The 25,817-nt window shown below is 46.0% G+C and carries 26 protein-coding genes; 13 read left to right on the plus strand and 13 right to left on the minus strand.

Translation table 11 applies throughout. From position 1 onward, the window contains the following. Positions 1 to 9 precede the first annotated feature (9 nt). The 4 genes from aroB to HPS53_RS00605 all read right to left on the minus strand — a co-directional run bounded on the left by aroB (position 10) and on the right by HPS53_RS00605 (position 3,539). Positions 10 to 1,068 carry a 3-dehydroquinate synthase gene (aroB, locus tag HPS53_RS00590; RefSeq protein ID WP_172203822.1) on the minus strand — a complete coding sequence of 353 codons (1,059 nt, stop codon included), beginning with the start codon at positions 1,066 to 1,068 and terminating at the stop codon, positions 10 to 12. Between the two features lie 181 nt (positions 1,069 to 1,249). Next, positions 1,250 to 2,086, minus strand: coding sequence for a hypothetical protein (locus HPS53_RS00595; RefSeq protein WP_104369327.1), 837 nt, complete (start codon positions 2,084 to 2,086; stop codon positions 1,250 to 1,252). Continuing rightward, positions 2,083 to 2,826 (minus strand): C10 family peptidase, encoded by a 744-nt coding sequence (locus tag HPS53_RS00600; protein WP_172203995.1) that lies wholly within the window; start codon positions 2,824 to 2,826, stop codon positions 2,083 to 2,085. The genes HPS53_RS00595 and HPS53_RS00600 overlap by 4 nt, the downstream gene beginning before the upstream one ends. A 176-nt stretch (positions 2,827 to 3,002) precedes the next feature. Then, a complete protein-coding gene (locus tag HPS53_RS00605; RefSeq protein WP_172203824.1) occupies positions 3,003 to 3,539 on the minus strand; it encodes a Spi family protease inhibitor in 537 nt (178 codons plus the stop codon). A 1,066-nt stretch (positions 3,540 to 4,605) separates the two neighbouring features. On the opposite strand from HPS53_RS00605, the gene HPS53_RS00610 reads away from it, so the two are divergent. After that, positions 4,606 to 5,346, plus strand: coding sequence for an HNH endonuclease (locus tag HPS53_RS00610; RefSeq protein WP_172203826.1), 741 nt, complete (start codon positions 4,606 to 4,608; stop codon positions 5,344 to 5,346). Here the strand turns inward: HPS53_RS00610 and HPS53_RS00615 are convergent. After that, positions 5,312 to 5,596 carry a hypothetical protein gene (locus HPS53_RS00615; RefSeq protein ID WP_172203828.1) on the minus strand — a complete coding sequence of 95 codons (285 nt, stop codon included), beginning with the start codon at positions 5,594 to 5,596 and terminating at the stop codon, positions 5,312 to 5,314. The genes HPS53_RS00610 and HPS53_RS00615 overlap by 35 nt on opposite strands. 222 nt (positions 5,597 to 5,818) lie before the next feature. On the opposite strand from HPS53_RS00615, the gene HPS53_RS00620 reads away from it, so the two are divergent. Continuing rightward, entirely contained in the window at positions 5,819 to 8,764 is a 2,946-nt protein-coding gene (locus tag HPS53_RS00620) for an outer membrane beta-barrel protein (RefSeq protein WP_172203830.1), read from the plus strand. Between the two features lie 226 nt (positions 8,765 to 8,990). On the opposite strand, the gene HPS53_RS00625 is transcribed toward HPS53_RS00620, so the two are convergent. The 6 genes from HPS53_RS00625 to nusB form a co-directional block, all read right to left on the minus strand. Further along, positions 8,991 to 10,010 (minus strand): LacI family DNA-binding transcriptional regulator, encoded by a 1,020-nt coding sequence (locus HPS53_RS00625; protein ID WP_172203832.1) that lies wholly within the window; start codon positions 10,008 to 10,010, stop codon positions 8,991 to 8,993. Positions 10,011 to 10,030: 20 nt separating this feature from the next. Then, a complete protein-coding gene (locus HPS53_RS00630) occupies positions 10,031 to 10,471 on the minus strand; it encodes a DUF5606 domain-containing protein (protein WP_172203833.1) in 441 nt (146 codons plus the stop codon). 8 nt (positions 10,472 to 10,479) lie between these two features. Further along, complete coding sequence (gene coaE, locus HPS53_RS00635) at positions 10,480 to 11,034, minus strand: dephospho-CoA kinase (protein WP_172203835.1); 555 nt, start codon at positions 11,032 to 11,034, stop codon at positions 10,480 to 10,482. Positions 11,035 to 11,140: 106 nt separating this feature from the next. Continuing rightward, positions 11,141 to 11,971, minus strand: a complete 831-nt coding sequence (locus tag HPS53_RS00640) for a YbbR-like domain-containing protein (RefSeq protein ID WP_233210193.1) — start codon at positions 11,969 to 11,971, stop codon at positions 11,141 to 11,143. Positions 11,972 to 12,118: 147 nt separating this feature from the next. Continuing rightward, positions 12,119 to 12,445, minus strand: coding sequence for a preprotein translocase subunit YajC (gene yajC / locus HPS53_RS00645; RefSeq protein ID WP_104369335.1), 327 nt, complete (start codon positions 12,443 to 12,445; stop codon positions 12,119 to 12,121). Positions 12,446 to 12,464: 19 nt separating this feature from the next. Continuing rightward, the gene (gene nusB, locus HPS53_RS00650) at positions 12,465 to 13,442 is read right to left on the minus strand and encodes a transcription antitermination factor NusB (RefSeq protein WP_104369336.1); all 978 of its coding nucleotides are present in this window, start codon (positions 13,440 to 13,442) and stop codon (positions 12,465 to 12,467) included. Positions 13,443 to 13,713: 271 nt separating this feature from the next. On the opposite strand from nusB, the gene HPS53_RS00655 reads away from it, so the two are divergent. The 6 genes from HPS53_RS00655 to HPS53_RS00680 all read left to right on the plus strand — a co-directional run bounded on the left by HPS53_RS00655 (position 13,714) and on the right by HPS53_RS00680 (position 18,709). Further along, on the plus strand, positions 13,714 to 14,313 hold the full coding sequence (locus HPS53_RS00655; RefSeq protein ID WP_104369337.1) for a 50S ribosomal protein L25/general stress protein Ctc: 600 nt from the start codon (positions 13,714 to 13,716) through the stop codon (positions 14,311 to 14,313). Next, positions 14,313 to 14,882: an aminoacyl-tRNA hydrolase gene (gene pth, locus HPS53_RS00660; RefSeq protein WP_104369338.1), complete on the plus strand. Its 570-nt coding sequence runs from the start codon at positions 14,313 to 14,315 to the stop codon at positions 14,880 to 14,882. Before HPS53_RS00655 ends, pth begins: the two co-directional genes overlap by 1 nt. A gap of 65 nt (positions 14,883 to 14,947) precedes the next feature. After that, positions 14,948 to 15,412, plus strand: coding sequence for an RNA-binding S4 domain-containing protein (locus HPS53_RS00665; protein WP_172203837.1), 465 nt, complete (start codon positions 14,948 to 14,950; stop codon positions 15,410 to 15,412). A 71-nt stretch (positions 15,413 to 15,483) separates the two neighbouring features. Continuing rightward, positions 15,484 to 16,566 (plus strand): BACON domain-containing protein, encoded by a 1,083-nt coding sequence (locus HPS53_RS00670; RefSeq protein ID WP_146078676.1) that lies wholly within the window; start codon positions 15,484 to 15,486, stop codon positions 16,564 to 16,566. A gap of 110 nt (positions 16,567 to 16,676) precedes the next feature. Further along, positions 16,677 to 17,669 carry a calcium/sodium antiporter gene (locus tag HPS53_RS00675; RefSeq protein ID WP_172203839.1) on the plus strand — a complete coding sequence of 331 codons (993 nt, stop codon included), beginning with the start codon at positions 16,677 to 16,679 and terminating at the stop codon, positions 17,667 to 17,669. A 584-nt stretch (positions 17,670 to 18,253) separates the two neighbouring features. Continuing rightward, complete coding sequence (locus HPS53_RS00680; protein ID WP_172203841.1) at positions 18,254 to 18,709, plus strand: hypothetical protein; 456 nt, start codon at positions 18,254 to 18,256, stop codon at positions 18,707 to 18,709. Positions 18,710 to 18,906: 197 nt separating this feature from the next. Here the strand turns inward: HPS53_RS00680 and HPS53_RS00685 are convergent, their stop codons facing one another. Further along, positions 18,907 to 19,323 carry a Fur family transcriptional regulator gene (locus HPS53_RS00685; protein ID WP_104369370.1) on the minus strand — a complete coding sequence of 139 codons (417 nt, stop codon included), beginning with the start codon at positions 19,321 to 19,323 and terminating at the stop codon, positions 18,907 to 18,909. Positions 19,324 to 19,497: 174 nt separating this feature from the next. Between HPS53_RS00685 and HPS53_RS00690 the strand changes: the two genes are divergently transcribed. Next, positions 19,498 to 20,241 (plus strand): hypothetical protein, encoded by a 744-nt coding sequence (locus HPS53_RS00690; RefSeq protein ID WP_172203843.1) that lies wholly within the window; start codon positions 19,498 to 19,500, stop codon positions 20,239 to 20,241. A 138-nt stretch (positions 20,242 to 20,379) separates the two neighbouring features. Continuing rightward, on the plus strand, positions 20,380 to 21,666 hold the full coding sequence (locus tag HPS53_RS00695; RefSeq protein WP_172203845.1) for an acetylxylan esterase: 1,287 nt from the start codon (positions 20,380 to 20,382) through the stop codon (positions 21,664 to 21,666). A 220-nt stretch (positions 21,667 to 21,886) separates the two neighbouring features. Here HPS53_RS00695 and mnmA read toward each other — a convergent pair whose 3' ends face one another. Beyond that, complete coding sequence (mnmA, locus tag HPS53_RS00700; RefSeq protein ID WP_172203847.1) at positions 21,887 to 22,957, minus strand: tRNA 2-thiouridine(34) synthase MnmA; 1,071 nt, start codon at positions 22,955 to 22,957, stop codon at positions 21,887 to 21,889. Positions 22,958 to 23,124: 167 nt separating this feature from the next. Between mnmA and HPS53_RS00705 the strand changes: the two genes are divergently transcribed. The 3 genes from HPS53_RS00705 to HPS53_RS00715 all read left to right on the plus strand — a co-directional run bounded on the left by HPS53_RS00705 (position 23,125) and on the right by HPS53_RS00715 (position 25,662). Continuing rightward, positions 23,125 to 24,096 (plus strand): SPFH domain-containing protein, encoded by a 972-nt coding sequence (locus HPS53_RS00705; protein WP_104369345.1) that lies wholly within the window; start codon positions 23,125 to 23,127, stop codon positions 24,094 to 24,096. 98 nt (positions 24,097 to 24,194) lie between these two features. Continuing rightward, positions 24,195 to 24,404 (plus strand): Arc family DNA-binding protein, encoded by a 210-nt coding sequence (locus HPS53_RS00710; protein WP_104369346.1) that lies wholly within the window; start codon positions 24,195 to 24,197, stop codon positions 24,402 to 24,404. 46 nt (positions 24,405 to 24,450) lie between these two features. Continuing rightward, positions 24,451 to 25,662 (plus strand): S9 family peptidase, encoded by a 1,212-nt coding sequence (locus tag HPS53_RS00715; protein WP_172203849.1) that lies wholly within the window; start codon positions 24,451 to 24,453, stop codon positions 25,660 to 25,662. The last annotated feature ends 155 nt before the right edge of the window (positions 25,663 to 25,817 follow it).

The raw sequence follows: 25,817 nt of genomic DNA on the forward strand, positions 1-25,817 counted from the left end.
ACAACCTCCTCAAATACATCCCTCCCTGTAAAAGTCGAGAGCCTCGTATATTTCTTCTTTCGTTGCCGTTTGGTCTATCCTTATGTCGCCTATACCGCCCAGCAGCGTGAAGTTTATTGTGCCGGCAACGTTCTTTTTGTCGTGGGTCATCAGCTCAAACAGTTCCGGATAGTCATCGCATGTGATAGGCATGCGGCCGTAATTCTCCGCGATGAAAGCCACTGTCTGGCGCATCCTGTTGGTCGGGAAACCAGTTTTAAGAGCACTCAAATACAACTCGCATATCATACCGGCCGCCACTGCGTAACCATGCAGAATCGGTGTGCCGCACCGCATGGCAATAGACTCGAAGGCGTGTCCCGCCGTGTGGCCGAAGTTCAATGCCTTGCGCAGTCCCCGTTCCGTTGGGTCTTGCTCCACGATGCGCTCTTTCACTTTCACTGAGTCGGCCACCATTGTGCGCAGCCGGTCGAGATCGGGAGTGTCAAGGTCGAACGACATCAGCTCAGCCCACATCCGCTCATCGCTTATCAGTCCGTGTTTCAGCATCTCGGCATAGCCCGACAGTATGTTCTCCGAGTCCATTGTTTTAAGAAACCCGGTGTCGAGAATGACGCTTCGGGCATTGTTGAACACGCCTATCTCGTTTTTAAGGCCGTTGAAGTTTATTCCCGTTTTCCCACCGACAGAGGCATCCACCATTGAGAGCAGCGTCGTAGGGATGTTTATGTAGCTTATGCCCCGCTTGAATGTAGATGCGGCAAAGCCGCCGAGATCGGTCACCATGCCGCCGCCGAGATTTATCATCAGCGAGTGGCGGGTGGCCCCCAAGCGTCCGAGTTCCGTCCATATGTGCGCCACGGTGTCAAGCGTCTTGTTTACATCGGTGGCTCCTACGACTATCTTTTGTGCCTCGCGCATGCAGTCCTGTCCAGCGATGAGCGGCAGGCAGAGCCGTTCGGTGGTCTCGTCCGCAAGCACAAAGAGGCGGTCGTGCGGGCAAATTTCTACTGCGGCGGCCAGCGACCGCCCTATATTATCCGATATTATAATCTCCTGTTTAGTCATAATCTTTCTAAAAAACAGCATTGGTCGAACGCAATGATACTCGTTTCAATTGCTCAGACGCAGCCTATCACCTGCAAAGATAGCAATTTTATGTCACAAAAATAACAAAAAGGCCAGCCAAGGAATTTAGAAACGAACAAATTGTCACATTCCTTCACCGGCCTTTCCACTGATAATCATGTCACTCGGCGGCCTGTTCTCCATTAAAATAACTACAACTGTTATCGCACCGCAAAACTATCATGAACCTTCGACGACGGCCTGTCTTGTTCGGCGGTACGGAAATATCAATGTCTTTCCCCACGCTCTTTATCGTCACATATCTCACCGTTGTGTCGCATCTCTGCGTCCGCAGACGCTTTTCCTTGTCACTATCGGAGAATATACATTCTTCCGATTCCAATCCGTAATCGCTCCGGTAAAAAACTATTTTCTCTATCCACCATGTCGTTCCACGGGTCGTCGCCTCCGTCTTGGCCCCGTTCACAGGTGCGTTTAACCAATGAGGCCAAATACTAATAAGAGAAAATACGTTGGGATTTTTGCCCAGAAGCATAGCCGACTGTATAATCTTTATACTGTCGGTATAGTCTCCTTTGCTCAGATATATTATAGCCTCACGGTCGTCTTGCATATCTGTCGTGGGAGCCATGAAAGTCAGCTCGTTCCCTTTCACCTCGGTTGTGAGCCATAAGTGCCGATTCTCAAAAGATCCGTTTTTTGCCATCTTCCGCTTATCGGCCTTAGAAATACTATGCACAAATCTCACAATTTTAGGGCGCGGCAGATAATACCGCTCTTCATACACTGCGATACTGTCTATCTGCCACCCGCCGTATCGGGTGGTGACAACGGTCGTATCACTATTATCTCTCAGATGCCGCACATGCCTTGACAGGCCGATAATATCATCTATATAATTAAGAACAATAGCATTGGCATTCTTACTTCCATCCACTTTATCATATCTACGCAAACCGCAAGAAACGATTAATGTGGCAACGGCAATAATTATCATTGTCCGGGTCCTGTAAATCCTCCCCATAAGTCTTCGCATATAAGGCTCTCTAAAATACTTTTTTTACCAACAGAAAAATAAGTCAATTGATATGTATAAAACAAACATCCTTCCGGATCAAAATATATAAGAGGGGAATAATAACCATTCGATTTTCCACCCCATCCCCAGTTACAATGAAGGAAAATATACTGTACCCCTGATTTGGGACGGTTTTCTTTCCAACAAAAAGAACAACCATCTATAATCCAAGCATGTTTAATTTCACCACCATTGACAATTCCCGTGCCACCGATACATATAATATCGTCATTCAATAAATAATTCACAACAATAGAATCTACAAAATCTATCTTTCTTTGATTTCGTACATTATAATTTAAACTATCAAGCAAAGACATTGCTTTTTCTAATGTAGTACCACTTCCGTGTATTGGGTGATATATCATTTTCGTACTCATACCTATTTGATATAACAAATATGCTATTTTATCCATCGCCATATCATAATCCATTGTTAAAGACGACTCACCCGGCAACCTGTTTTCTGATAAAACTTCTCTTATCTCCTTAAAATCATAAGTTCTATCACCATATACTACTTCATCTTTGCAATGTAACATTGCCTGTGCCGTAGCAATAGCGACACATCCTACGGGACAATTTGGATTATATTTTACTACATATTTATTATACGGTGATAGTTGATGCCATGAAGAATCAACAACTTCTCTATGTATAACACATCTTCACTAGTGTCCCGTTAAAATTGTGAATCGGCCGCATAACAAGCTATATATCTGAGTAATACAAACAATTTTAAGGTAAACCGATTTGATTTCGAAACTTAACCCAACTAGCATAAGATGTTATATAAGTGCCTGAATATCAAGAACGGTATTCCGAGAATTTGAGCTCAGATGATACTTCGCGATTTTAACGGGACAGCAGTGACACATCTTAATAGATAATCATCCGGCACTTCTATAACAGAATCTTTGTTCTCTGCACTCTTCAAATAACCGTCCAATCGTGATATAAAATTAGCATAAACAGGATCTTCCATACTTTCTTTATAACTGAAAGTACCGGTTTCCGAATAAGCAAGAACAGGGAAAACACGATTATCAGAAGATACGACAATGAAGCCTTCGCCATCTCCTCTGTTCAAAATATAAGCAAGAGTATCATACACAAAATCCCCGCCTCTTGTTAAATTAGGTTCAGAACTCTTCACATAATCCATCACAAAATCAGAAGAACCCCTTGTCGAGGACTTAAAGAAATTATTTGAAATACTCAATGCTTTCACTTCATCTATTTTAAACTTGCCATCCGTGTTTGGGGCATGATTATTCGGGACATTACAATTTTCAACAGTAGTGTCAATATCGTTCGTACATGAACAAATGAACAACGATAACAAAACATAAATTAAAGATTTCCTTTTCATATTTAAAAATTTTACGGTTAATAGTCGTTGCAAATATAAACAATATTTTACGATTTACTTAATGTTTGGCAATTTATTTGCGAAAATAATATCAATCGATAACACCGGCACATAAAACCACGTCAAAATAATTTACGATATGCGGCAAAACATCATGAATTATCATTACAACGACACAGCCATAAACAGGAAAACACGCAGCGCAAACCGTTTTGTCGTGATTTTACCCGATTTTGATACAGTTTTCGCAAATCACTGATTATAAATATATTACACTTTCTTTACGGTGATTTTCCGAACTATCTGACCGTCAGTCACATACAAACGGCCACATACTCCACCGGCCGTTTTTTGCATTTAAACGCCCGTTGGCCCGCATTGGGTATCCCGTTAGGCAGCACCCGGCAATCCGTCGGAAGACACCGGGCAACCAAATGCGGCGCAAAATGAAGCAAAACAGCTTGCAATGAGTATCCAAATGCGACACAACAGCCAAAAGCACGGAAAAAGACAGGTATAAAAACAGAGCGAAATCATTGCCGGAACACCTCAAAACGACTTTTCCGACGAATTTCAAAAGCACTGTTTTTTCGGAATATTCATTATAGTGCGGAAATAAAAAATATGACTTATTCTTAATCATTACATGGTATTGGAACGATTATAAATATCAGATTATCAATATTCCACAAAACAAATCACCCCACAAACTAATCTTCAAACAACTTATAAATATCTACCTGCGACAATTCTGCATTCTCTTTAAAAATCATTTCCAGCATTTTAAGCCAGCAACCATAATAATATCTCGGAGCACTACCTATATTAACAAATAGCATATATATTCGAAAAGACGGCATCCACCTTTATAATCTCGTATGGTTAGAGCTGAATACTTAATGAGATACAACAATAGTATAAATAGAATTAAAAACAGGAATGATATTATAAAGTTTGCAAATACAACATTGAACATATTAGAATATTTTGTATGTTTACAGTTAAGAATATTTATATAAACAACAATTCATTGTTGATTTCCAAACCACAATAAATAAAGAAGGACATGATTGCATCCACATTAGCTTTTCAAGAATTAGAGTCTAACTTTCTGCATTATATGCTTCAGTATGGAGGAATTGCAAAGAAAACAAGCCATGATTATATCAGTAGAATGCGATTCCTTTCACAGTATTATATATTGGATGAGAATATTACAGATGAATATGTAAACTTTATAATGAATGAGGAAAGAAAGGTGTATACACAAAGAAGCCGATACAATACTGTTAAAGCCTTAGGCGATTTTCAAGCCGGACTAAGAAAATTCCTCGCATTTGTAAAATCAGGCTATAACAAAAGAATTAACGATAGCATCCTTTCCGAAATACACAAAATAGAAGATGACCATCAACTGACTTCAACAGAAAGAACTCAGATAATACAATCTCGTATCGGACAAGGGGTATTTCGAAATAAACTTGTCCAATACTGGAATGGTTGTAGCGTAAGCGGATGTTCTTTTTTACCCGTACTGGTAGCTTCTCATATCCAGCCATGGTACGTCAGTGACAATGAACAGCGATTAGACATGTACAACGGACTGTTATTGCAACCTAATCTCGATAAACTTTTTGACCAAGGCTATATAACATTCGATATACAAGGGAAAATACTTTGTAGCCGTTTACTCGACTTAAATGACAGGAATTTATTAGGCATAGATAACAATATGCATCTGCTCAAAGTAGATGATATGCACATAAAATATCTCATGTATCACCAAGAGAATTGTTATATCGGTTAGCACCGTATTCTCTTACGACACGCAAAGCACATTTTATTTTGTCAAGAGTATTTTGATATTCCTCCAAAACATCTTCACTCATCAAACACTGTATCTCTTCCGAAATTAAATATTCTGCCTCATCAAGTGCGTAGTATATAATCATTAGCTTTTCTCTATCCATCGTTTTTGCGCGAAGATAAGCTTTTTTGTTATTATACAAAAGTAAATTACGTGATAAATATTTGGCAATAGGCAAAATAATATCCATTTAACCAAATAATCATTAAAGTTTCAATACACTTAACCATATACTCTAAAAGTTCCAGATAAGCAATTGGTAAAAATTAAAAATATAGCTTCCGACAATCGTTTCAAACATCCGGACACACCGTTTTTTTAAGATTTATCATTTTTCAGCCACCATTCATTAAACGTTTTAATCATTATCCCGTCATAAAAAACGTGAATGAATAAAAAAAGTAACTATATAATGAAAAGACTTCTATTGTGGATGGCCGTTATAACGGCGACAATTCCCGCTCTGGGACAACGTGTTATCACGGGAAAAATAGTGGAAAACGAATCGAAAGAAGCTATGATGATGACAACCGTGAAACTGATGAAGACAGACAGCACGCTTGTTAAAGGACTGCTCACGGCAGAAAACGGCACATTCAGCGTAACAGCACCAGCCGACGGCAAATACATACTGAAAGTGACAAGTGTGGGATATAAAGACTATACAAACAACATAACCGTGACCGGTGGAAAAGATGTTCAACTGGGAACGATAGCCCTCACCGCAGACGCCATCATGCTGGAAGGCACAACCGTGAAAGGACATGCAGCCAAGGTAACACTGAAAGAAGACACTTTCGTATATAACGCCGCCGCATACCGCACGCCGGAAGGCTCTGTTGTGGAAGAGTTGGTAAAGAGACTGCCAGGCGCACAGGTAGACGACGACGGCAAGATAACCATCAACGGCAAGGAAGTGAAAAAGATACTGATAGACGGCAAGGAATTCATGACGGGCGACACAAAGACGGCAATGAAGAACCTGCCCACCTCTATTATAGAAAAGGTGAAATCGTATGACGAGAAAAGCGACCTCGCCCGTATATCGGGAATAGATGACGGCAACGAACAAACAGTGCTTGACTTCGGCATCAAACGTGGTATGAATAAGGGATTTTTCACTAACAACGACCTTGCAATCGGTACGAAAGACCGATATGCGGCACGTGTGATGGCAGCAAGGATGCAAGACAATTTCAGAGTAATGGGATTTGGGAATGCGAATAACGTCAACGACCGTGGATTTTCAGGCCGTGGCGGTGGCGGACGAAGCGGACTCACAGCTCATAAAATGGCCGGAGCCAACTTCAATTACGAGAAAAAAGACAAACTGAAACTGGATGGAAGTGTACTTTGGAACCACAGCGATGGCGACACACGTACAAAAACGGCAGCAGAAAATTTCGTAAGCACAGTAGGCTCGTTCTCAAATAGCCTGAACCAAAACTACTCACGCAGCAATAGTTGGAACGCGCAGATGCGTCTGGAATGGATGCCCGACACGATGACAAACATCATGTTCCGCCCGAATTTCAGCTATTCCACAAACGACGGCTTATCGATGAGCCGCTCGGCAACTTACAAGGACGACCCGTATCTATACGTCTTCGACCCGCTGGACGAGAAAGATATAGAAGAACTGGCCGAAAATGACGTGATGGTAAACTCACGGAAAAACAACTCTATAAGCTACGGCGAGTCGAAAAATTTCGGCGGTTCGCTGCAAATCAACCGCAAACTGAACAACACCGGACGAAACGTAACACTGAGAATGGGCGCAAACTATGGAGAGTCGGAAAACAAAAGTCTCTCAACTTCCAACGTGCATCTGTATCAGATTAAAAACATTCTCGGACTCGACTCCACATATCAGACAAACAGATATAACCTCACACCGCAGAAAAACTATAATTACAATGTGAGAACGACATACAGCGAGCCTATATTCAAGGCCACTTTCCTGCAATTCAGCTATGAATTTCAGTATAAATACACAAAGAGCGAACGCTCAACGTTTGATTTCAGCAACCTCGGTGAAAACTTCTTCGCCGGCATCACGCCGCAATTCCGCGGGTGGGACGAATACCTCAACCGTTTGGATAATCCCTATCAGGACTATCTTGACGATGACCTGAGCCGCTTCTCGGAGTACAAGAACTACATACACGACATACAGTTAATGCTGCGAATAATACGTCAGGCGTATAACTTCAACGTCGGAGTGACTGTGATGCCGCAGAAAACACATTTCGTGCAGCGCTACCAGGGCCATCACGCCGACACGGTCCGCACGGTGACAAACGTGACCCCCACCCTCGATTTCCGCTGGAAGATATCGAAAGTGAGCCAACTGAGGTTCAACTACCGCGGATCGACAAGCCAACCGAGCATGACAGACCTGCTTGACATCACAGATGACAGCAATCCGCTGAACATCACGATGGGTAACCCGGGACTGAAGCCATCATTCACCAACAGTTTCTTCATACGCTACAACAACTACATACAGCACCGGCAGCAGGCTTTCGGAGCAAACATGAGTTTCAATACGACAAGCAACAGCTTCAGCAGCCGCGTGACATACAATCCCGAAACTGGAGGACGTATCACACGACCGGAGAACATAAACGGCAACTGGAACATTAAAGGATCGTTCTTCTACAACACGGCTATCGACACTACAGGCTATTTCAACGTGAACACATCTACCGATTTCGGATATGAACACTACGTGAGCTATATCAGCATAAACCGTAATTCAGACTCACAAAAGAACGTTACAAAGTCTACATCCATACGTGAAAAACTTGCCGGAAGCTACCGCAACGAGTGGATTGAGTTTGAAGTGAACGGAACCGTGACATACAACCACGCAAGAAACGCTCTTCAACCCAACAGCAATCTCGACACATGGATATATTCTTACGGATTCAATACAAGTATGACACTGCCTTGGGGAATGGGGCTATCCACAGACTTCAACATGAACAGCCGACGTGGATTCAACGATGAGTCGATGAACACCAACGAACTGATATGGAATGCGCAGATAAGCCAGAGTTTCCTGAAAAACAAAAAACTCACCCTGTCGCTGCAGTTCTACGACCTGTTGCACCAACAGTCGACCATCAGCCGCACCATCAACGCCATGCAACGCAACGACACAGAGTATAATGCCATTACAAACTTTGCCATGCTGCACGTCATTTACCGCATGAACTTATTCGGAGGAAAAGCCGCACGTGAAGGTATGCGAGATGGCAGAAGGACTGACAGACCAGGCCAGAGAGGCGGACGCGGCCCGCGCATGGGTGGCAACCGCGGAGGTGGCGGTTTCGGCGGACCTGGAATGTTCTGAAAAACAAACTGCAACTATATATATTACATACCGACACTTAAAAACAGAAAACAAAGACAGCATCCGCTTGGATGGTCATAAAGACCAGAAAAGCGGATGCTTTTCATTTGCCTGTCATACCATTGCCAGAAAGCCGGTTTGCGGACGTTTTATAAAAAGCAATTGCTTTTCACCCAATTGAGATACCTATGAAAAAAACAAAAATTATAAATAATATGGAAGACCATTATTTCCGTCGACTGCTTTGCCGTATACGCTGCACCGTGGAGATTACCTTTCGCACCGGAGTCATATCTCCACGTATATGATTTAAAAGGATTTGTGCCGCACTCTCACCCATCAGACGGCTCCGATCTTCTATTGTAGATAATGTCGGACATACATCAGCGGCATATTCCGCATCACTGAAACCTATCAGGGCTATATCCGACGGCATCGAAAGACCGCGGCGTTTTATTGTCTTCATAGCTGAAAAAAGTAGCGTATCATTAAGTGCTATAATGCCATCGGGACACTCGTTGAGATCAAGTAGCGTATCGGTGGCGTCAACAGCTGACACTGAATCGATATCACTGTATGCCACATAACAGGGGCGCAGAGGCAAACCATACTCACGCAGTGCCTCAATATATCCGTGCTTGCGATCAGCCACCATTTTCAAACGGCTCGGACCACACAGAATGGCAATCCTACGGCAACCTTGTTTGATAAGATGATGTGTCGCGCGACGAGCCGCCTCTGCTCCATCGGCCGTCACGGAAGAATATGTCTGCATCGGTATGTCGCGTGCGACAAAAACCACCGGTATACCTCCGGCCATCAAAGAGCCGAAATGTGAGAAATCGGCCGTCTCCTGAGTCACGCTCGCTATTATTCCGGCAACATGCAGATTGGCAAGATTTCGCACATTGGCATATTCCTCTACATATCTCTCATGTGAGTTCATGTTCACCACGGCATATCCGGCTGATGCCGCAATGTGCTCTATCCCATCAAGCACAGATGAGTAAAAGTGGGTCACCCCGTGGGGAACAATAACACCGATAACCGGCAGCGAACCGCTGCGCAGGCTATCGGCAATGATATTTTTGGTATAATTCATATCCCGTGCGGTCTGCATCACGAGTTCTCGCGTCTGCCTACTGATTGCGGGATTTGCTTGGAGAGCACGGCTCACCGTGGCGACACTTATACCAAGTCTCTCGGCAATGTCTTTCAGTTTGGCCGGTCTTCCTTCGTCTTTCATTATCTCAGACAGTATCTTTCTTATTCTTTTCGGTCATCGATATTATCACCTTCCGTAGGTGTCATCTCTTCATCGAAATCGGAAATACCGTTACTTATAAGTATGTTGTACCACTGGATAAGTTTCTTTATATCACTGTTATGCACACGGTCGCGATCGAAATCGGGCAGTATTTTTGCGAAATACTCACGCAGTTCGTCACCACTTGCCTTTTTATAATCCAAAGCAGAGGTCTTTCCTTCTTCAAGATTCTTCATACCTGTGAGCACTTTGTGCAACGGGACATCATCCGTTTCTGTATACATTGCGATATCTGCGAGCGATGTTATCCTGTCGGTGGCGAACGCAGGCATACGGCGGTGCGTATCGTCGAGAACCTCCACTATAAGACTGTTCTTTGCCCTTGATACCAATTTGTAAAGTCCGGGCTTTCCCGAGATTGCTAAGATTGTCTGTAACATGTCTTTGTTTACTTCAATTTGTTTATTAATTCGTTTATCTGTCGGTCCACATCATGTGTACCATCGTTTATTATCTCATAATCAGCACGCGCAATAACGGTTTCCTGTGGCAACTGCCGTGCCATCCATTCACGTACTTTCCCGCATGTAATTCCGTCACGTTCCATAACCCTTTTCACCCTTACACTATCGGGAGCAGTCACCGCTATTACCTTATCTACAAGCCGGTCAAATCCCGACTCATATAGAATGGCGCACTCCATCCACTCTATTCCGCTATTTTCAAAATCAACGGCAACAGCCGGATGCACAATGGCGTCTATAGCTTGCGCATTGCTTTCCGAAGCAAGAAGAAAACTCGCAACGGACGCTTTATTGAGTTTGCCGTCTTTATATGTGTCCGGACCAATGAGTTCCGTCAGCCGCTCTTTTATCTCATCAGAAGAACTGATTATACGTTTGGCCGCACTGTCACAGTCATAGACTTTTATCCCCAAAGCTTCAAGTCTGGCACAAACATAGCTTTTTCCACTGCCGATACCTCCGGTAATTCCTATTCTCATCCTTATCAGCCGCGTATTTCAACCATTAACAGACAGAGCCGTACTCCATCGAATGGCATTAATATCCCATTCGGGCATATCAACAACTCCGATATCGTATATCCCGTCATTCTTCCTCGATAAGATAATCCACTGAACCAACATCTATCTTCGCCCTACTTACGTCATGCGGTATCCCTTTCAGATGTACCGCACATTTATCCGACGGATGCCGCATTATCTCTTCATAATCAGCAACCACCGTAAAATCAGACGGTCGAAGTTTTTTCAACCGGCTTATACCCGTAACAAAATGAACGGTGACTTTCGATGGAAATGTTCTCAGCACCTTACCGTCAGGAAAATTGACACCCGTCACCGGCACACTCATGTTTGCCTCCGTGAGCACATCGGTATAAAAAGCCATCTTTATCCTATCCGGCACGCACTTCGCACCTCGTATTTTCTGTAATCCGCAGGTTATAGAGAGCGTATCCCGGAAGTTATCATAATTCAACGTCTCCGTATATACCACGTCTATACTGTCCAATTTCTCCTCTGCGGCATACACATCGACACTGTCTGGCTGATAATCCACGTGAGAAATAAAATAAAGTTGCTCCGGAACCACATGCCCGCGCCATCTGACAGGCACACGCTTGCACAGTCCGTAATTAAAAAAGAACTCCGACTTATCCGGTTTTATACTCACGATTTTAGTCGAAGCCGACAACTGTTGATATATGAAACGCTGCAACTCGGCCGACGTTATCGAAGCACTCTCCGTGCCACGTACATATGATTTGAAGTTTATACGCAGCGGACGCAAGATGTCTCTATATTCATATCCAAGCAAAACGAGTCCTTTATCCCTCACCACCACTTTCATGGTATCCGTACTCGGAGATATGAGTACCACGTTATCAGGCACATTCACTATGCTGACAGGTATTCTCACTTCTTTTTCATAGGTCTCATTAAGCGTCATCAACAACCAGAAGACAGCGGAAAGCGCAAGAAAAAACAAAAAAATCAGGAAATCCTTATTCACTAATTTGAATAAGGATTTCCTGACTATATGTGCTATGCGATACCGCCAGTCCATTTATTTTGTCTGCACAGGTGTGCTTGCCATATCCTTGAAGACATAGCCTTTGTCTACACGTATCACCACTCCCTTGGCTATTTCCACCTCAATGATGTTTGCCGCAAGATCTATTTTCTTCACCGTTCCGTAGATGCCGCCACCGGTCACCACAGATGTTCCTACGGCAAGAGAGTTCTGGAAGTTCTGTATCTCTTTCTGCTTCTTCTGCTGAGGTCTGATCATGAAGAACCACATGATGGCAAACAAGGCCACCATCATAAGAAGCATGCTTGTCATTCCACCACCCTGGGCAGCCTGAGCCGATAAAAATAATGTTGTTGTCATATTCGATGTTTATTCGTGTTTATTCGTTTTCAGTCTTTTCACCTCCCTTTGGCATGCTTACCCGTTGAGGCTCGATGCTTTTGAGCAGACGCCCAGTATCCACCAAGTGGCGTGCGATTGTGTCAAGCATGCCGTTGATATATCCGCCACTTCGCGGTGTACTGTACAGTTTCGACATTTCCACATATTCGTTGATAGAAACACTTATCGGTATAGTGGGGAACGTCATAATCTCAGCTATAGCTATCTGCATTATCACTACATCCATATATGCGAGACGTCCGAAGTCCCAATTACGCGAGGCCTCACTCATGAAACGCTGATATTCATCGGCATTCAGAATAGTAGCACGGAACAGTTTGCGGGCGTAATCCCTGTCGTCATCACTGTTATATTCAGGAAGCAGTTCCTGCTTCGGACCGTTCTTCTCGTCAAACCGCTTTATTGTTTTAAGTACAAATGTGTCAACCACCTCCTTGTCATCGTTCCAGTACAGACTCTGTTCTTCGAGCACATCATCGAGTGCCTCGTTCTCCTGTATCAATGTTCTGTATATCTTCCGCCAAAGCTCACGGTCGGCAGCATAAGAATCATCACCGCTTGCCATGTATTCCTTATATATATTGCTTTCGGTAATCTGCAAATACAACTTCCTGACAAACTCAGCCTCGTCATCCCATGTCTTCTTCTGGCTCTCCATAAATTCGTTCAGCATCTTGTTTTCTTCAAGTTGAAGAGCGAACTTATTATATATGAATTTCGTGGACGGCTCTTCCGTTCCCTCACGTCTTGCTTTTGCCTGAGCCACCTCCACATGTTTACGAGCCTCTTTTGTCACCGCCACCATGAGCGCCAACAAATAATTATACAAGTCGTAGGCTTTTGAAAGACTGAAAAACAATTCTTTCTCGGCAGAGTCTATATTCTTGTTTCCATTTTGATAGTACGCATAGGTTAACTGAACTATCTTGATTCTTATAATTTCGCGGTTTATCATACTTAATTTATATGGTTGACTTTATTATTGAGATACACTTATCCTTCGCAACAATGTCTTTTGCTTGCAAAATTAGACAAAAAAACCAATATAATGCAAGAAATAAGTGAAAATATTGCACTTTTTATTATTAATCCCCGTGCATTGTTTGCGTAATTGAATTTAAACGACTATCTTTGCATCGCTTTTTCAAGCACATCGATTAAAATCAGTGTGATGGTGAATTAAGCAAGTATCAATTGTTTAAACTTAATTTAGAGTAACACAAGTTATGAAAGAAATCAGCTTAACAGGCAAGATGCGCACCGACTTGGGCAAGAAGGCATCTAAGTCAATGCGTAAAGAGGGACTCATTCCCTGCAACATGTACGGAGAGAAAAAAGGCGAGAACGGACTTCCCGAAGCAATGTCATTCGCAGTGTCAATGACAGAACTGCGCAAGATTGTATACACTCCGCACATCTACGTTGTAAACCTCAACATAGACGGCAAGGAGCACAAGGCTGTCCTCAAAGAATTGCAGTTCCATCCGGTGACAGACGCGCTGTTGCACGTGGATTTCTATGAGATAAACGAAGTTAAACCCATCACAATCGGCATCCCCGTAAAACTCAACGGTCTTGCCCAGGGTGTGCGCGATGGTGGTCGTATCAACCTCTCTATCCGCAAGATTAATGTTACAGCTCCTTATCAGGCCATACCGGAACACCTCGACATCGACGTTACCAACCTTCGCCTCGGCAAGAGCATCAAGGTAGGTGAGTTGAGTTTCGAAGGTCTCGAACTCGCCACTCCGGCAGAAGTTATCGTATGTTCTGTTAAAACCACACGCGCATCCAAATCGGCTGCCGCAGCCGCTGCTGCTCAATAATGGACAAATATTTGATTGTAGGGTTGGGAAATGTCGGCAACGAATACGACAATACCCGCCACAATACAGGATTTATGATATTGGATGCCTTCGCCAAGGCATCCAATATTGTTTTTGATGACCGCCGTTACGGATTTGTAGCAGAGACGAGCATCAAAGGGCGAAAAGTGATCTTACTGAAACCAAGCACATTCATGAATCTCAGCGGCAATGCCGTCAGATATTGGATGAACAAAGAAAACATCGATATCGACCGACTGCTCGTCATAGTCGACGACCTTTCCCTGCCTCTCGGCACGCTGCGCCTGAAACCTTCAGGAAGCAACGGCGGACACAATGGCTTAGGAAATATACAATCCGTGCTCGGTACCGACAAATACAGCCGTCTGCGTGTAGGCATCGGCAACGATTTTCCTCGCGGCATGCAAGTGGAATGGGTTCTCGGCAGATATGACGAAGAGGAGATGAAAGCACTTGAACCGAAGTTTGACACGGCCGGTGAGATAATCAAAAGTTTCGTGCTTTCGGGTGTCAACATCACCATGAATGCGTTCAATAAAAAGAAATAATATACAAGCGGTTTTCGGATAACACCGCAATAACCATACCCACGCTTAAATAATACAATAGGAAAATGACCAATGAGGCAAGAATAGACAAATGGCTGTGGGCCGCACGCATATTCAAGACACGCTCGATAGCGGCCGATGCCTGCAAGAACGGACGTGTGACAATAGGCGGCACCAACGTCAAACCGTCGCATACGGTCAAGACCGGAGAAACGGTAAGCGTGCGCAAGCCTCCCGTGACATATTCTTTCAAGGTTCTTAAACCCATCGAACAACGTGTCGGTGCGAAATTAATACCGGAGATCTATGAGAATGTGACCACGGCAGATCAGTACGAACTGCTCGAAATGAACCGCATAAGCGGTTTTGTCAACAGGGCGAGAGGCACCGGTCGCCCCACTAAAAAAGACCGTCGCTCACTCGACGCATTCATAGGCCCGTCACTCGAAGGACTCGACGTATACGATGATGGCGATTTCGACTATGACGCAACCGAAGGAAAAGATACGGACGAAGACAACGAGTATTAAGTCGTCATCAGGCACTGCCACAACAAACATAAGGCAATACCCAATATTCACATCATTAATTAATATCACTTATGAAAATCATCAGACTATTTATCATGGCAGCCATCATACCCATGATGGCATCATGCCTCAACGACAATGGGGGCAACTCAGGATTCAGTGGAGCCGGCGGCACAAGCGGCTATGCAAACACGGCCAACGGCTACATTCAGTTCGCCTCGATAGGCAACTGGTACATAGTACAGGACGGGAGCAAAGATTGGCTCAAAATAGACCTTATGCGCGGAAACGGATACAGTTTCTATGTAATCCCGACTCATTTCGAACAGAACAAGACCGGACTTAAACGCACCGCGAGAATAACTATACAGGATGCCAATGAGCACGATGCTTACAGCACATTCTACCTCGCACAGTATGCCACCAGAGGCGACGGCTCACTCGGAAACGCACCTCTCGTAAAAACGATAAAGGGTGACGATGGAACAGATATCACAATCACGTATGACGATAAATGCCGTCCCACAACATTCAAGATGCTCAGGAACGGAGCCACGAAACACAACATCGGTTTCAACTACAACGATAAAGACACCACACTATACGTAACCACAGGGTCAAACACGTTGGAAGGCCGATTTGACGAAGGTTACCAGCCGGACAATCTCACTTCTGAAACCGACACCGTGGTATACAAGAGCGGCATCGTTGCCAACTCGATATCAATGAGCGTCGAACGGCTTCTTGCCGGAGGTGAAAGATCGGGAGTGTCCCACCTCGTTTCAGGCGGGCAGCGATTTGGAGCAGACGACGAGCACATCGCCGACAGCCTTAAATACAGGCATATATATCCCGACGGCAGACCGGTTTACGGCGAAGACTTGAAGCTGCACTTCGGTGATGAGAAAACAAGGGTTAGCAACCGTAACCAATCGGTAGACGCCAACCAATTACTGCTCGGTGCCGACGAGTGCAACCCATTCATGCTGCTCTCACTCTTCCGCAACATGCGCAACAGCTACGTGATAACGGAGGCTACAGCGAAAAACGGCCGTTTCACAGTGTCTACCGTTCTTAACCCGGACAAGAGCATAAGCACGATGACCGTCACTGGCAAGACAGGCAATACCGTAAAATATATCTTCGGATACTAATACATACTACAAGAATGCCGGGAGCGCAAATCGGCCAACGATGCGTCTCCCGGCATTCTTGTTTCAAGGACATAAAATATCGACCCAAGACAAAAGAAAATAATACGGAAATGGCATTATACATAGTATATATCATAATAGGTATTGTTCTCGTGCTACGTGGAGCCGACCGGCTCACCGAAGGAGCATCCGCACTGGCCCGTCGCATGCAGGTTCCCGAAATGATTATCGGCCTGACCATCGTGGCCGCCGGCACATCGGCGCCAGAGCTGTTTGTCAGCCTCACATCGGCATTGAAAGGCTCCGCCGATATGGCCGTTGGAAATGTCATCGGCAGCAATATCCTCAACACTCTGCTCATCGTGGGATGCGCAGCCATGGTATCACCGATCACCATCTCACGATCCACCGTGTCGAAAGATCTCCCTCTCTCGGTTGCCATGACAGTACTGCTGATCATTCTCTGTCTCGACAATTTCTCCGGAATAAATATAAGGGGTAACACGATCGACCGGGCAGACGGAATGATACTGCTCGTATTCTTCACCACATTCATGGCATTCACCATCTATACCGCGAAACGAGAAAAAAACGAAATCGCGGCCGCCAATACAGGCAATGGAACGACAGACGAACATGCTTCCAATACCGGCATGCCGGTATGGAAAAGCATCGCTTTCATTTCTATCGGACTATTGTTCCTCATTATCGGCAGCGACCTTTTCTCTGACTATGCCACAAAAGTGGCCGCAATACTCGGAATGAGCGATGCCACCATCGGCATCACCATCGTGGCAGGAGGCACATCGCTGCCCGAACTGGCAACAAGCGTGGTGGCCGCCCGTAAAGGACAGTCGGCAATGGCCATTGGCAATGTCATCGGCAGCAACGTGTTCAACATCCTTGCCATTCTCGGAATCACGGCTGCCATCAGCCCGCTGACCATCACAGACATCACCATCACAGACCTTTGCGTGATGATTGCCGGAGCGGTGGCTGTATGGCTTTTCTCTTTCACGAGATATACCGTAAGCCGGACGGAAGGAGTACTGCTCACTTTAAGCTACATAGGGTATGCCGCTTGGCGGCTGTTCAATGTCTGACACACATTGCCGCATAGCCAAGCATTGCCGCCCACATACGCATAAACATACGGCAACAAAATATACCGGTTGCCTATCAGATCAATAAAGCCATGAAAAACGGCTTTATTTTCTCAAACCGGAGAACCGATACGATAAAAAACATAATACGCAACAACATTTAAGCGGACATGGAATGATCTCCATGTCCGCTTTTTACAATAGGGCACCTTCTTATATTTTTATAAATGAATCTGTCAATCCGTTACAAGACGCTCGGTTGTCCGTTGCAAATCTCACTTTTTCGTTTTATATATTAATTCCGGCTGTTCATCGACCAAACGACCTCATTGACAGAGGAAGTTACCGCACAAGAATAATAAAGCAAAACAAACTGACACTCAATAACTTATCAACATAAAAACCATTACTATGTCCCGTTTATTACAACTATCAAGCAGTAAAATAATCTTATCACGTATGCCAAATGTTAAAAAACGTGTATTGATAATACAGAAGACCGCATCGGCATCTATGACATAGAGAATAAAGAGCTTAAAATAATCACCATCGACGGCAACCACGGTATTGATGCGGGAACAAGCGTGACTCCTACCGCCGTAAGCAACGACGGAACCGTGGTGGGATATACCACCGGCCAATGGTTTGACCCGCGTAACGCTATCATACTGAAAGCCGGTGAAGACCAGCCGAGACTATTGAAAGACGTATACGGCTCACTCGAAGAGCTTGCAGAGTATGACGACAACGGTTTCCATACCGTTACAGGCATCACGGGAGACGGAAGATACATCACCGGATTCGGCAGCGTTCTATCCGAGAAAGAGATTGACGGAGAGATTATTCCGACAGCCATAGTGAAATCATACGTACTCGATACAAAAGGCAACATCACCGACGGCATCAGCAACATAACAAATAACACGAAGAAAAACGCAGAGTACTTCACCGTTGATGGCCGCAGGATTTCCGCTCCGGTAAAAGGTCTTAATATCATAAAGACTTCCAACGGAGAGACAAGAAAGTTCTTCGTGAAATAATAAAAGATACTTTGTGATACACAAAAAAAGAACTCTTTTCATTGCACATAGACAATCAACTTTTGAAATGAAAAAGAGATAAAGGGCAAAAGATATTCATCATCAGAATATCAGATAAACAATGGGGGGACACGACCGATGTCGTGTCCCCCCATTGTTTTTATCACGTATATCCTGCCGGCCGGCAAGCTCCCTATTCATTTCCCGGAACACTCCGGGCACTGTCCCTTGAACATGTAGTTTACGGATTCGGGACGGTAACCGCGGGGCAACGACACGGCAGGCACAGGCACATTGTCAATGCAGAACGTGCGGTGGCAACTCTCACAGTAGAAATGCACATGTAGATCATCGTCCGCCTCGCCATCACTCGTGCACAGTTCGTAGCGTGCACTGCCGCCGCCGTCTTCTATGACATGCACGAGGTGATTGTCGCGAAAAATCGTAAGGGCACGGAATATGCCGGATTTATCAAGTGTCAATATCTTATGCTCAAGCTCTGTAAGCGACATAGGACGGTCGGCCGCAAGCAGCGCACGCACAACCAATATGCGATTGGCTGTCGGACGTATGCCGTGGGCAATAAGTATATCCGTATTTTTGTCTGCACCCATATTCCGCTTTTTACCCGCAAAAATAACAATCATTCCGCAAATGGCAAAATAAAACGCCGGCAACATCGACCTGTTAATGCTTTTTTTGAGTATCTTTGCGGACAGATAGGCTTCGCCTCAGTAATTTGAAACAAGTTTCATTACATTCGACTTGCACTATCTTTATATATATATATGACACAGACAGACAAATATAAAACACTCGCAGCGCTAATACGCGGATATTTCACGGCATATATCAACGGTATATACGATGCGATGAACAAACAGAATGACGGTAAAATAACCCCGCTGACAATGAAAACACTTGCCATGGAGCACTATGAGAACATGGTGGGAGGCTTCAACGACACAATGTTCTTCATCATTTCACAACTCAATTACAGCCTCGACGAGATAGAGAAACAACTCAAGGCCATGGGCGCAGGCAACACCTCATTGTTCGAACTAATGAGAATGGCATGCCGCACGGATGAGATGTTCGAAGCCATGACAACCGAATACAAGCGTAATGTCACCGCTATACTCGAAGGCCGCTTCACAAAAGCGGTGGAACACTTCAAGAACTACACGCGAAACGGCACTGAAGATCCTGTCGACAACGAACTTGCCATAAGACTGCTGGTAAGGACTGTGATGACGGCTTACACCATGGGTATACGCGAGGCAAAGACCGGGAAGGCTACATTAAGACAGGCCACGCTGATCGGTCTGCTTACGGAGAACATGACACTGATATTGCACGACAAACCGCTTGACACAGCAAAAACAGACAGGATAAATACAATGGACGAATATATAAGGTATGTATGCGGCACAGACGAGAACATATATGCCATGATGGACGAGATGAATGTGACATACGAGAACATCATCAAGAACGAAGGCATCATATCAAACGATGACATGGCAAACTGAAACGAAAGCCGGATAAAGGCCGCCATACAGTATCCCTCATGCGGACACGCAATATCCGAAATACCGTACATCCACATATCGGAGAAATACAAACTACTGTTTAAAGAAACAATATCAATCATCTAAAAACTTATCCACATGAATAAAAAGAGTGTCATCATGCTGTTGTTTACGTGCTGCTCGCTGTCTGCGGCAGCACAGTTCTCGAAAGCGAAGCGGGACTACGTGGAATACATCATCACGACAGACCACAAAGACCGCAACTACAACACAGGAGAAGAGGCTATAATAAAAATAGAGGCTTACAAAGGCGGCATTCCGGTAGACGGAGTGAAGGTGTATTACAGCACGGGAGACGAGATGATGCCGTACAAAAAAGACTCAGCCACATTCCGTAACGGCACGGCAACCGTCGCGATGGGCACACGCAGCGAGCCTGGTTTCCGCTCGTGCAATCTCAATTTCACCGTATACGGCAAGACAATCAAAGACCTTGTCAAAGTGGCATACAGTCCGCAATACATCAAAAGCCTGACACCCATGCCCGAAGACTTCGACAAATTCTGGCAGAATACAATGAGAAAAGCAGGGAAAACAAAACTGAGACCTGAGATAACACCGCTGCCGCAATACTCCACGGACAAGGTAGAAGTAAGTCTTGTGAGACTTACGGTAGGCCCGAACGGCAGAAACATGTACGGCTATCTCACCAAACCGAAAGGCAATGGCACTTATCCGGTACTGTTCTGTCCGCCCGGCGCAGGTTCGAAAAAGATCTCACCGACAACATATTACAGCGAGCTCGGATTCATATACCTGAACATCAACATCCACAACGGATGCAACCCTGAACTGGACGACGAGGAGTACAAGAAGGCCGAAGAAATCGCGAAAGACTACAACCGCAACGGCATAGGCTCAAAGGAAACGTTCTACTACCGTGACGTATATGCGGGATGCTCCCGCTGCATCGACTTTCTGTGCTCACTTCCAGAATGGGACGGTGTCAATGCTGGCGTAACAGGGGGCAGTCAAGGCGGCGCGCTGTCGATAGTCACGGCGGCATTGAACCGGAAAGTGACTTTCTGCTCGCCGTTTTACCCCGCCCTTTGCGATGTGCTCGGCTTCAAATACGACCGTGCCGGCGGCTGGCCGAAGTATTTCAGAAACACCACCGAACCGGCCGGAGCCGAAGAGACACTGGCGTACTATGACGTGGCGAACTTCGCAAGACGTGTCAAATGCCCGGTGTTCTACTCTTTCGGGTATAACGACGAGACATGCTCGCCCACATCAACATTCGCCGCTTACAACGAGATTACAACAGAAAAAGTATTACGTGTAACTCCGACGAGCGGCCACTGGAGATTTCCCGAGACCAACGACGAGTCAGTGGAATGGATGAAAAGCAAAATAAAGAAGTGACAACGCAAGGAAATGAAGGTTGTGACGGCAAGGCAAAGAAACAATAACCGCGAGATAAAGGAATGACGGTCGGAAAATAAAAAACAATCCCCGAAAAACAAGAACAAGAATAACAGCAAGACCGTAATCACCCGAACACAGGGACACGGAGCCACAGAGGTATATCGCCATAAAGATATTACACCTCGAGCTCCGTGTCTCTTTTTTTACTTAATTCGTTTCAAAGCGTAATCTCGCCAGAACCGAAGCATCGGTGATGCCGCTCATCATACACAACACAGAACTGCCCCGGCGCCACTCCCTGTATAGGCCGTTCGGCATGAACGACATACGCCCCTTCGCCAGTCTGTTCGAGCGTAGCGGGATGATACTCCGGCGTATGCCGTATCTTGAACGTCACTCTGCCCATCTCCACCCGTCTGGTAAGAAAATGGAAATCGCGGATGGGGAATGTGCTCTTATATGCCGTGACCGGCTCGAAACCGTGGCTTACGTAAAGTATGTTTTCAGCCACATCTTTTTTCACCGCATACCACGGCCCTCCGCCGAAACCCAGACCGTGCCGCTGTCCAATTGTATGAAACCAAAGTCCGCGGTGCCGGCCTATCTTCTTTCCGGTTTCCAGTTCCAGCACATCGCCCGGATTCTCACCGAGATACCTCCGGATATATTCGTTATAGTTTATCTTTCCCAAGAAGCAGATGCCCTGCGAGTCCTTGCGCTTAGCGTTGACAAGATGTTCGCGCTCGGCAATCTCCCGCACCTCGCCTTTCATATAGTGACCTATGGGAAACAATGCCTTACGCAACTGCCAGTCGTAAATCTGCGCGAGAAAATCGGTCTGATCTTTCACCGGGTCGGGACTTGTGACAAGCCACTTGTCACCATCTTCAATTTCCGTGCGGGCATAGTGCCCCGTAGCTATGAGGTCGTAGCCATGGCCTATCTTGTCGTGAAACGCACCAAACTTGATAAGCCTGTTGCACATCACGTCGGGATTAGGGGTGAAGCCCGCCCGCACCTTGTCCATCGTATAGCGGGTGACTCCGTCCCAATACTCGCGGTGACAGTCTACCACCTGCAACTTACAACCGTATCTGGCAGCCACCACCGTAGCCATCTCCATGTCTTCCTCGCTTGCGCAGTCCCACTCTTCCTGTTCCTCCGGGCCTATCTTTATATAGAAACAGTCGGGCGTCAGCCCGCGGCTTGCCAGCTCATGCACCACCACCGAACTGTCTACCCCGCCTGAGAGGAGCACGGCGATCTTCTTGTCGTCTAACTTTTCCATAGCGCAAAATTAATCAAAAACAAGGCAACCGGCAGTCTGAGACAGAGGGATTTGATATCCATTTTTGTTAAATAATATAAAATTCACGATACGACAAGTGTCAAAAAGTAAATCAATGCTTATCTTTGTGATATTAAAATGATATTACTTTAAAATATACTTGAAATATGGAAAAGAAAGAATTTGCATTCAACGGAATGAAAGTAAACGGCTTCATTATGCTTTTTGTCAATCTTATTTTGACTTTTTTGGCCATAGCGGGCATAGTATACGGTATCATATTGGACAGCGCCCCAGGAGGAGTTCTCATCGGCGCGTCTGTCACGACGCTCATAGCCACGTTCTTCATCTGGGGCGGTTTCGTGATGCTCGAACCCAATGAGGCCCGTGTGATGGTGTTCTTCGGCAAGTACAAAGGCACATTCACCGATACCGGATACTTCTGGGTAAATCCGTTCCTGACAACGAAAAAGCTATCGCTACGCGCCCGCAACCTCGATGCCGAGCCGATAAAGGTGAACGACAAGACGGGAAACCCGGTGATGATAGGTCTCGTGCTGGTATGGAAACTGAAAGACACGTACAAGGCAATGTTCGAAATCGACTCGCAAACCATGGCACAGGCAGGAACAGCAGGCAAGAACGAAGTGAACATCGGCACATCTGTGACAAGCATGATGAATGCCTTTGAAAACTTCGTGAAGACACAGAGCGACGCCGCTCTGCGGCAGGTGGCCGGACAATACGCTTACGACGACACCGACAACCACATCGAAGAACTGACGCTGCGTAGCGGAGGTGACGAGATAAACAAACAGCTCGAAGAGAAACTCGACGAGCGACTGGCTATGGCGGGCATAGAAGTGGTCGAGGCACGCATCAACTACCTGGCCTACGCACCCGAGATAGCGGCTGTGATGCTGCGCCGCCAGCAGGCATCGGCCATCATCACCGCCCGCGAAAAGATTGTGGAGGGAGCGGTGTCGATGGTCAAGATGGCACTGGACAAACTCGCTGACGAGGACATAGTGGAACTCGACGACGACAAGAAAGCCGCCATGGTAAGCAATCTTCTCGTGGTGCTCTGCGGCGACGAATCGGCACAGCCGGTGGTGAACACAGGCACACTGAACCACTGATACGCCGCTCACACATGACAAACATCCAAGCGGACGACAGTACACGGCTTGCGCAATCATGGCCGGCACCGCACTAACTCTCTTCAAAACCAACGGACATGGCGAAAAAAGAGACAAAGACAAAGAATTTCATACTCAGGATAGACAGCGAGATGATGGACGCCATCGAAGCATGGGCGGCCGATGAGTTCCGTTCTACCAACGGCCAGATACAGTGGATTATAAACGAGGCGCTACGCAAGGCCGGAAGAACTCCCAAAAAGAGAAACCGGACAGAGCGAGAAACAGCCCGGGAAGACACCCAATAATACCTGGAAGACTGAGAAACGAAAAAAAAATAACAAACATGATATAATGAAAAAAAGAAACATTCTCACACTGATTTGCATAGTGGCCGCAAGCATCAACGCACGTGCACAAGCCATAGACGGATCATGGAAAGGCGACATGAAAGTGGGACCGTCATCGCTGGCGGTCGTGATAAACATAAAAGACGGCAAGTGCACGATGGACAGTCCCGACCAGGGAGCGTTCGGCATAGAGACAACCGTAAACCACCTGTCGGCCGACTCACTCAACATATCCATCCCCGCCATCGGAGGTACACTTGCCGGACACCGGAACGGCGACACACTGAAAGGAGCTTTCGTACAGATGGGCATGAGCTTTCCTATAGACCTCAAAAAGACCCTGATAGAACGGAAAAGACCGCAGACTCCACGGCCGCCGTTCGGATACACCACGGAAGAAGTGACATTCGACAATACGAAAGGAGGCGCCACGCTGTCGGGCACACTCACCTACCCTGCCGGATATGACGGCAAGGGCAATATACCGGTGATGATAATGGTATCGGGCAGCGGACAACAGAACCGTGACGAAGAGCTGTTCGGCCACAAACCGTTTCTCATAATCGCCGACCACATGGCGCGGAACGGCATAGCCACACTGCGGTATGACGACCGTGGAACCGGCAAATCGACTGGCGACATTGCCAATGCCACCACTGCGGACGCCATGGAAGACGCCGCGGCCGGCATCGACTTTCTACGGGCGAGCGGCAAATTCGGCAAAACGGGAGTTCTGGGACACAGCGAGGGCGGCACGGTAGCTTTCATGCTGGCCGCACGCGGCAAGGCCGACTTCATCGTCAGCATGGCCGGGTGCGCCGTCAGGGGCGACAGCCTGCTCCTCGAACAGACCAAAGCCATATCCGGCATACACACACTTACACTCGAACAGATCAGGAACATGGCCAAGGCGCAGAACAACGCATGGACAAACCACTTCATAGACTTCTCGCCGAGAGAGGACATCGAACGTACCGAATGCCCCGTAATGGCAATAAACGGAGATAAAGACTTGCAGGTAGACGCTACGATGAACCTCGAAGCCATTCGCCGCCACCTGGCCGGCAACAAGAACGTGAACATAAAGAAATACACGGGACTGAACCACATGTTCCAACACTGCGAGACAGGCAAAATAGGAGAGTATGCCGAAATAGAGGAGACCATGGCACCGGAAGTGCTCGAAGACATCGCCAAGTGGGTGTCGGAACAGTGAAGAACGTAATAATAAAGTCACGGATTTAACACTTTGTTTTTTGTAGAAACAGAAAAATCAAGGCGCTACGCATTGCGATACACAATGCGATAGCGCCTTGATCGCAATACGGAAATCCGCCTTACTTCCCGCAACGGGCGGCTGAATGGAAGCCG

Source organism: Prevotella sp. PTAC (assembly GCF_013166535.1).
In the GTDB taxonomy this organism is placed as follows: Bacteria; Bacteroidota; Bacteroidia; order Bacteroidales; family Bacteroidaceae; genus Prevotella.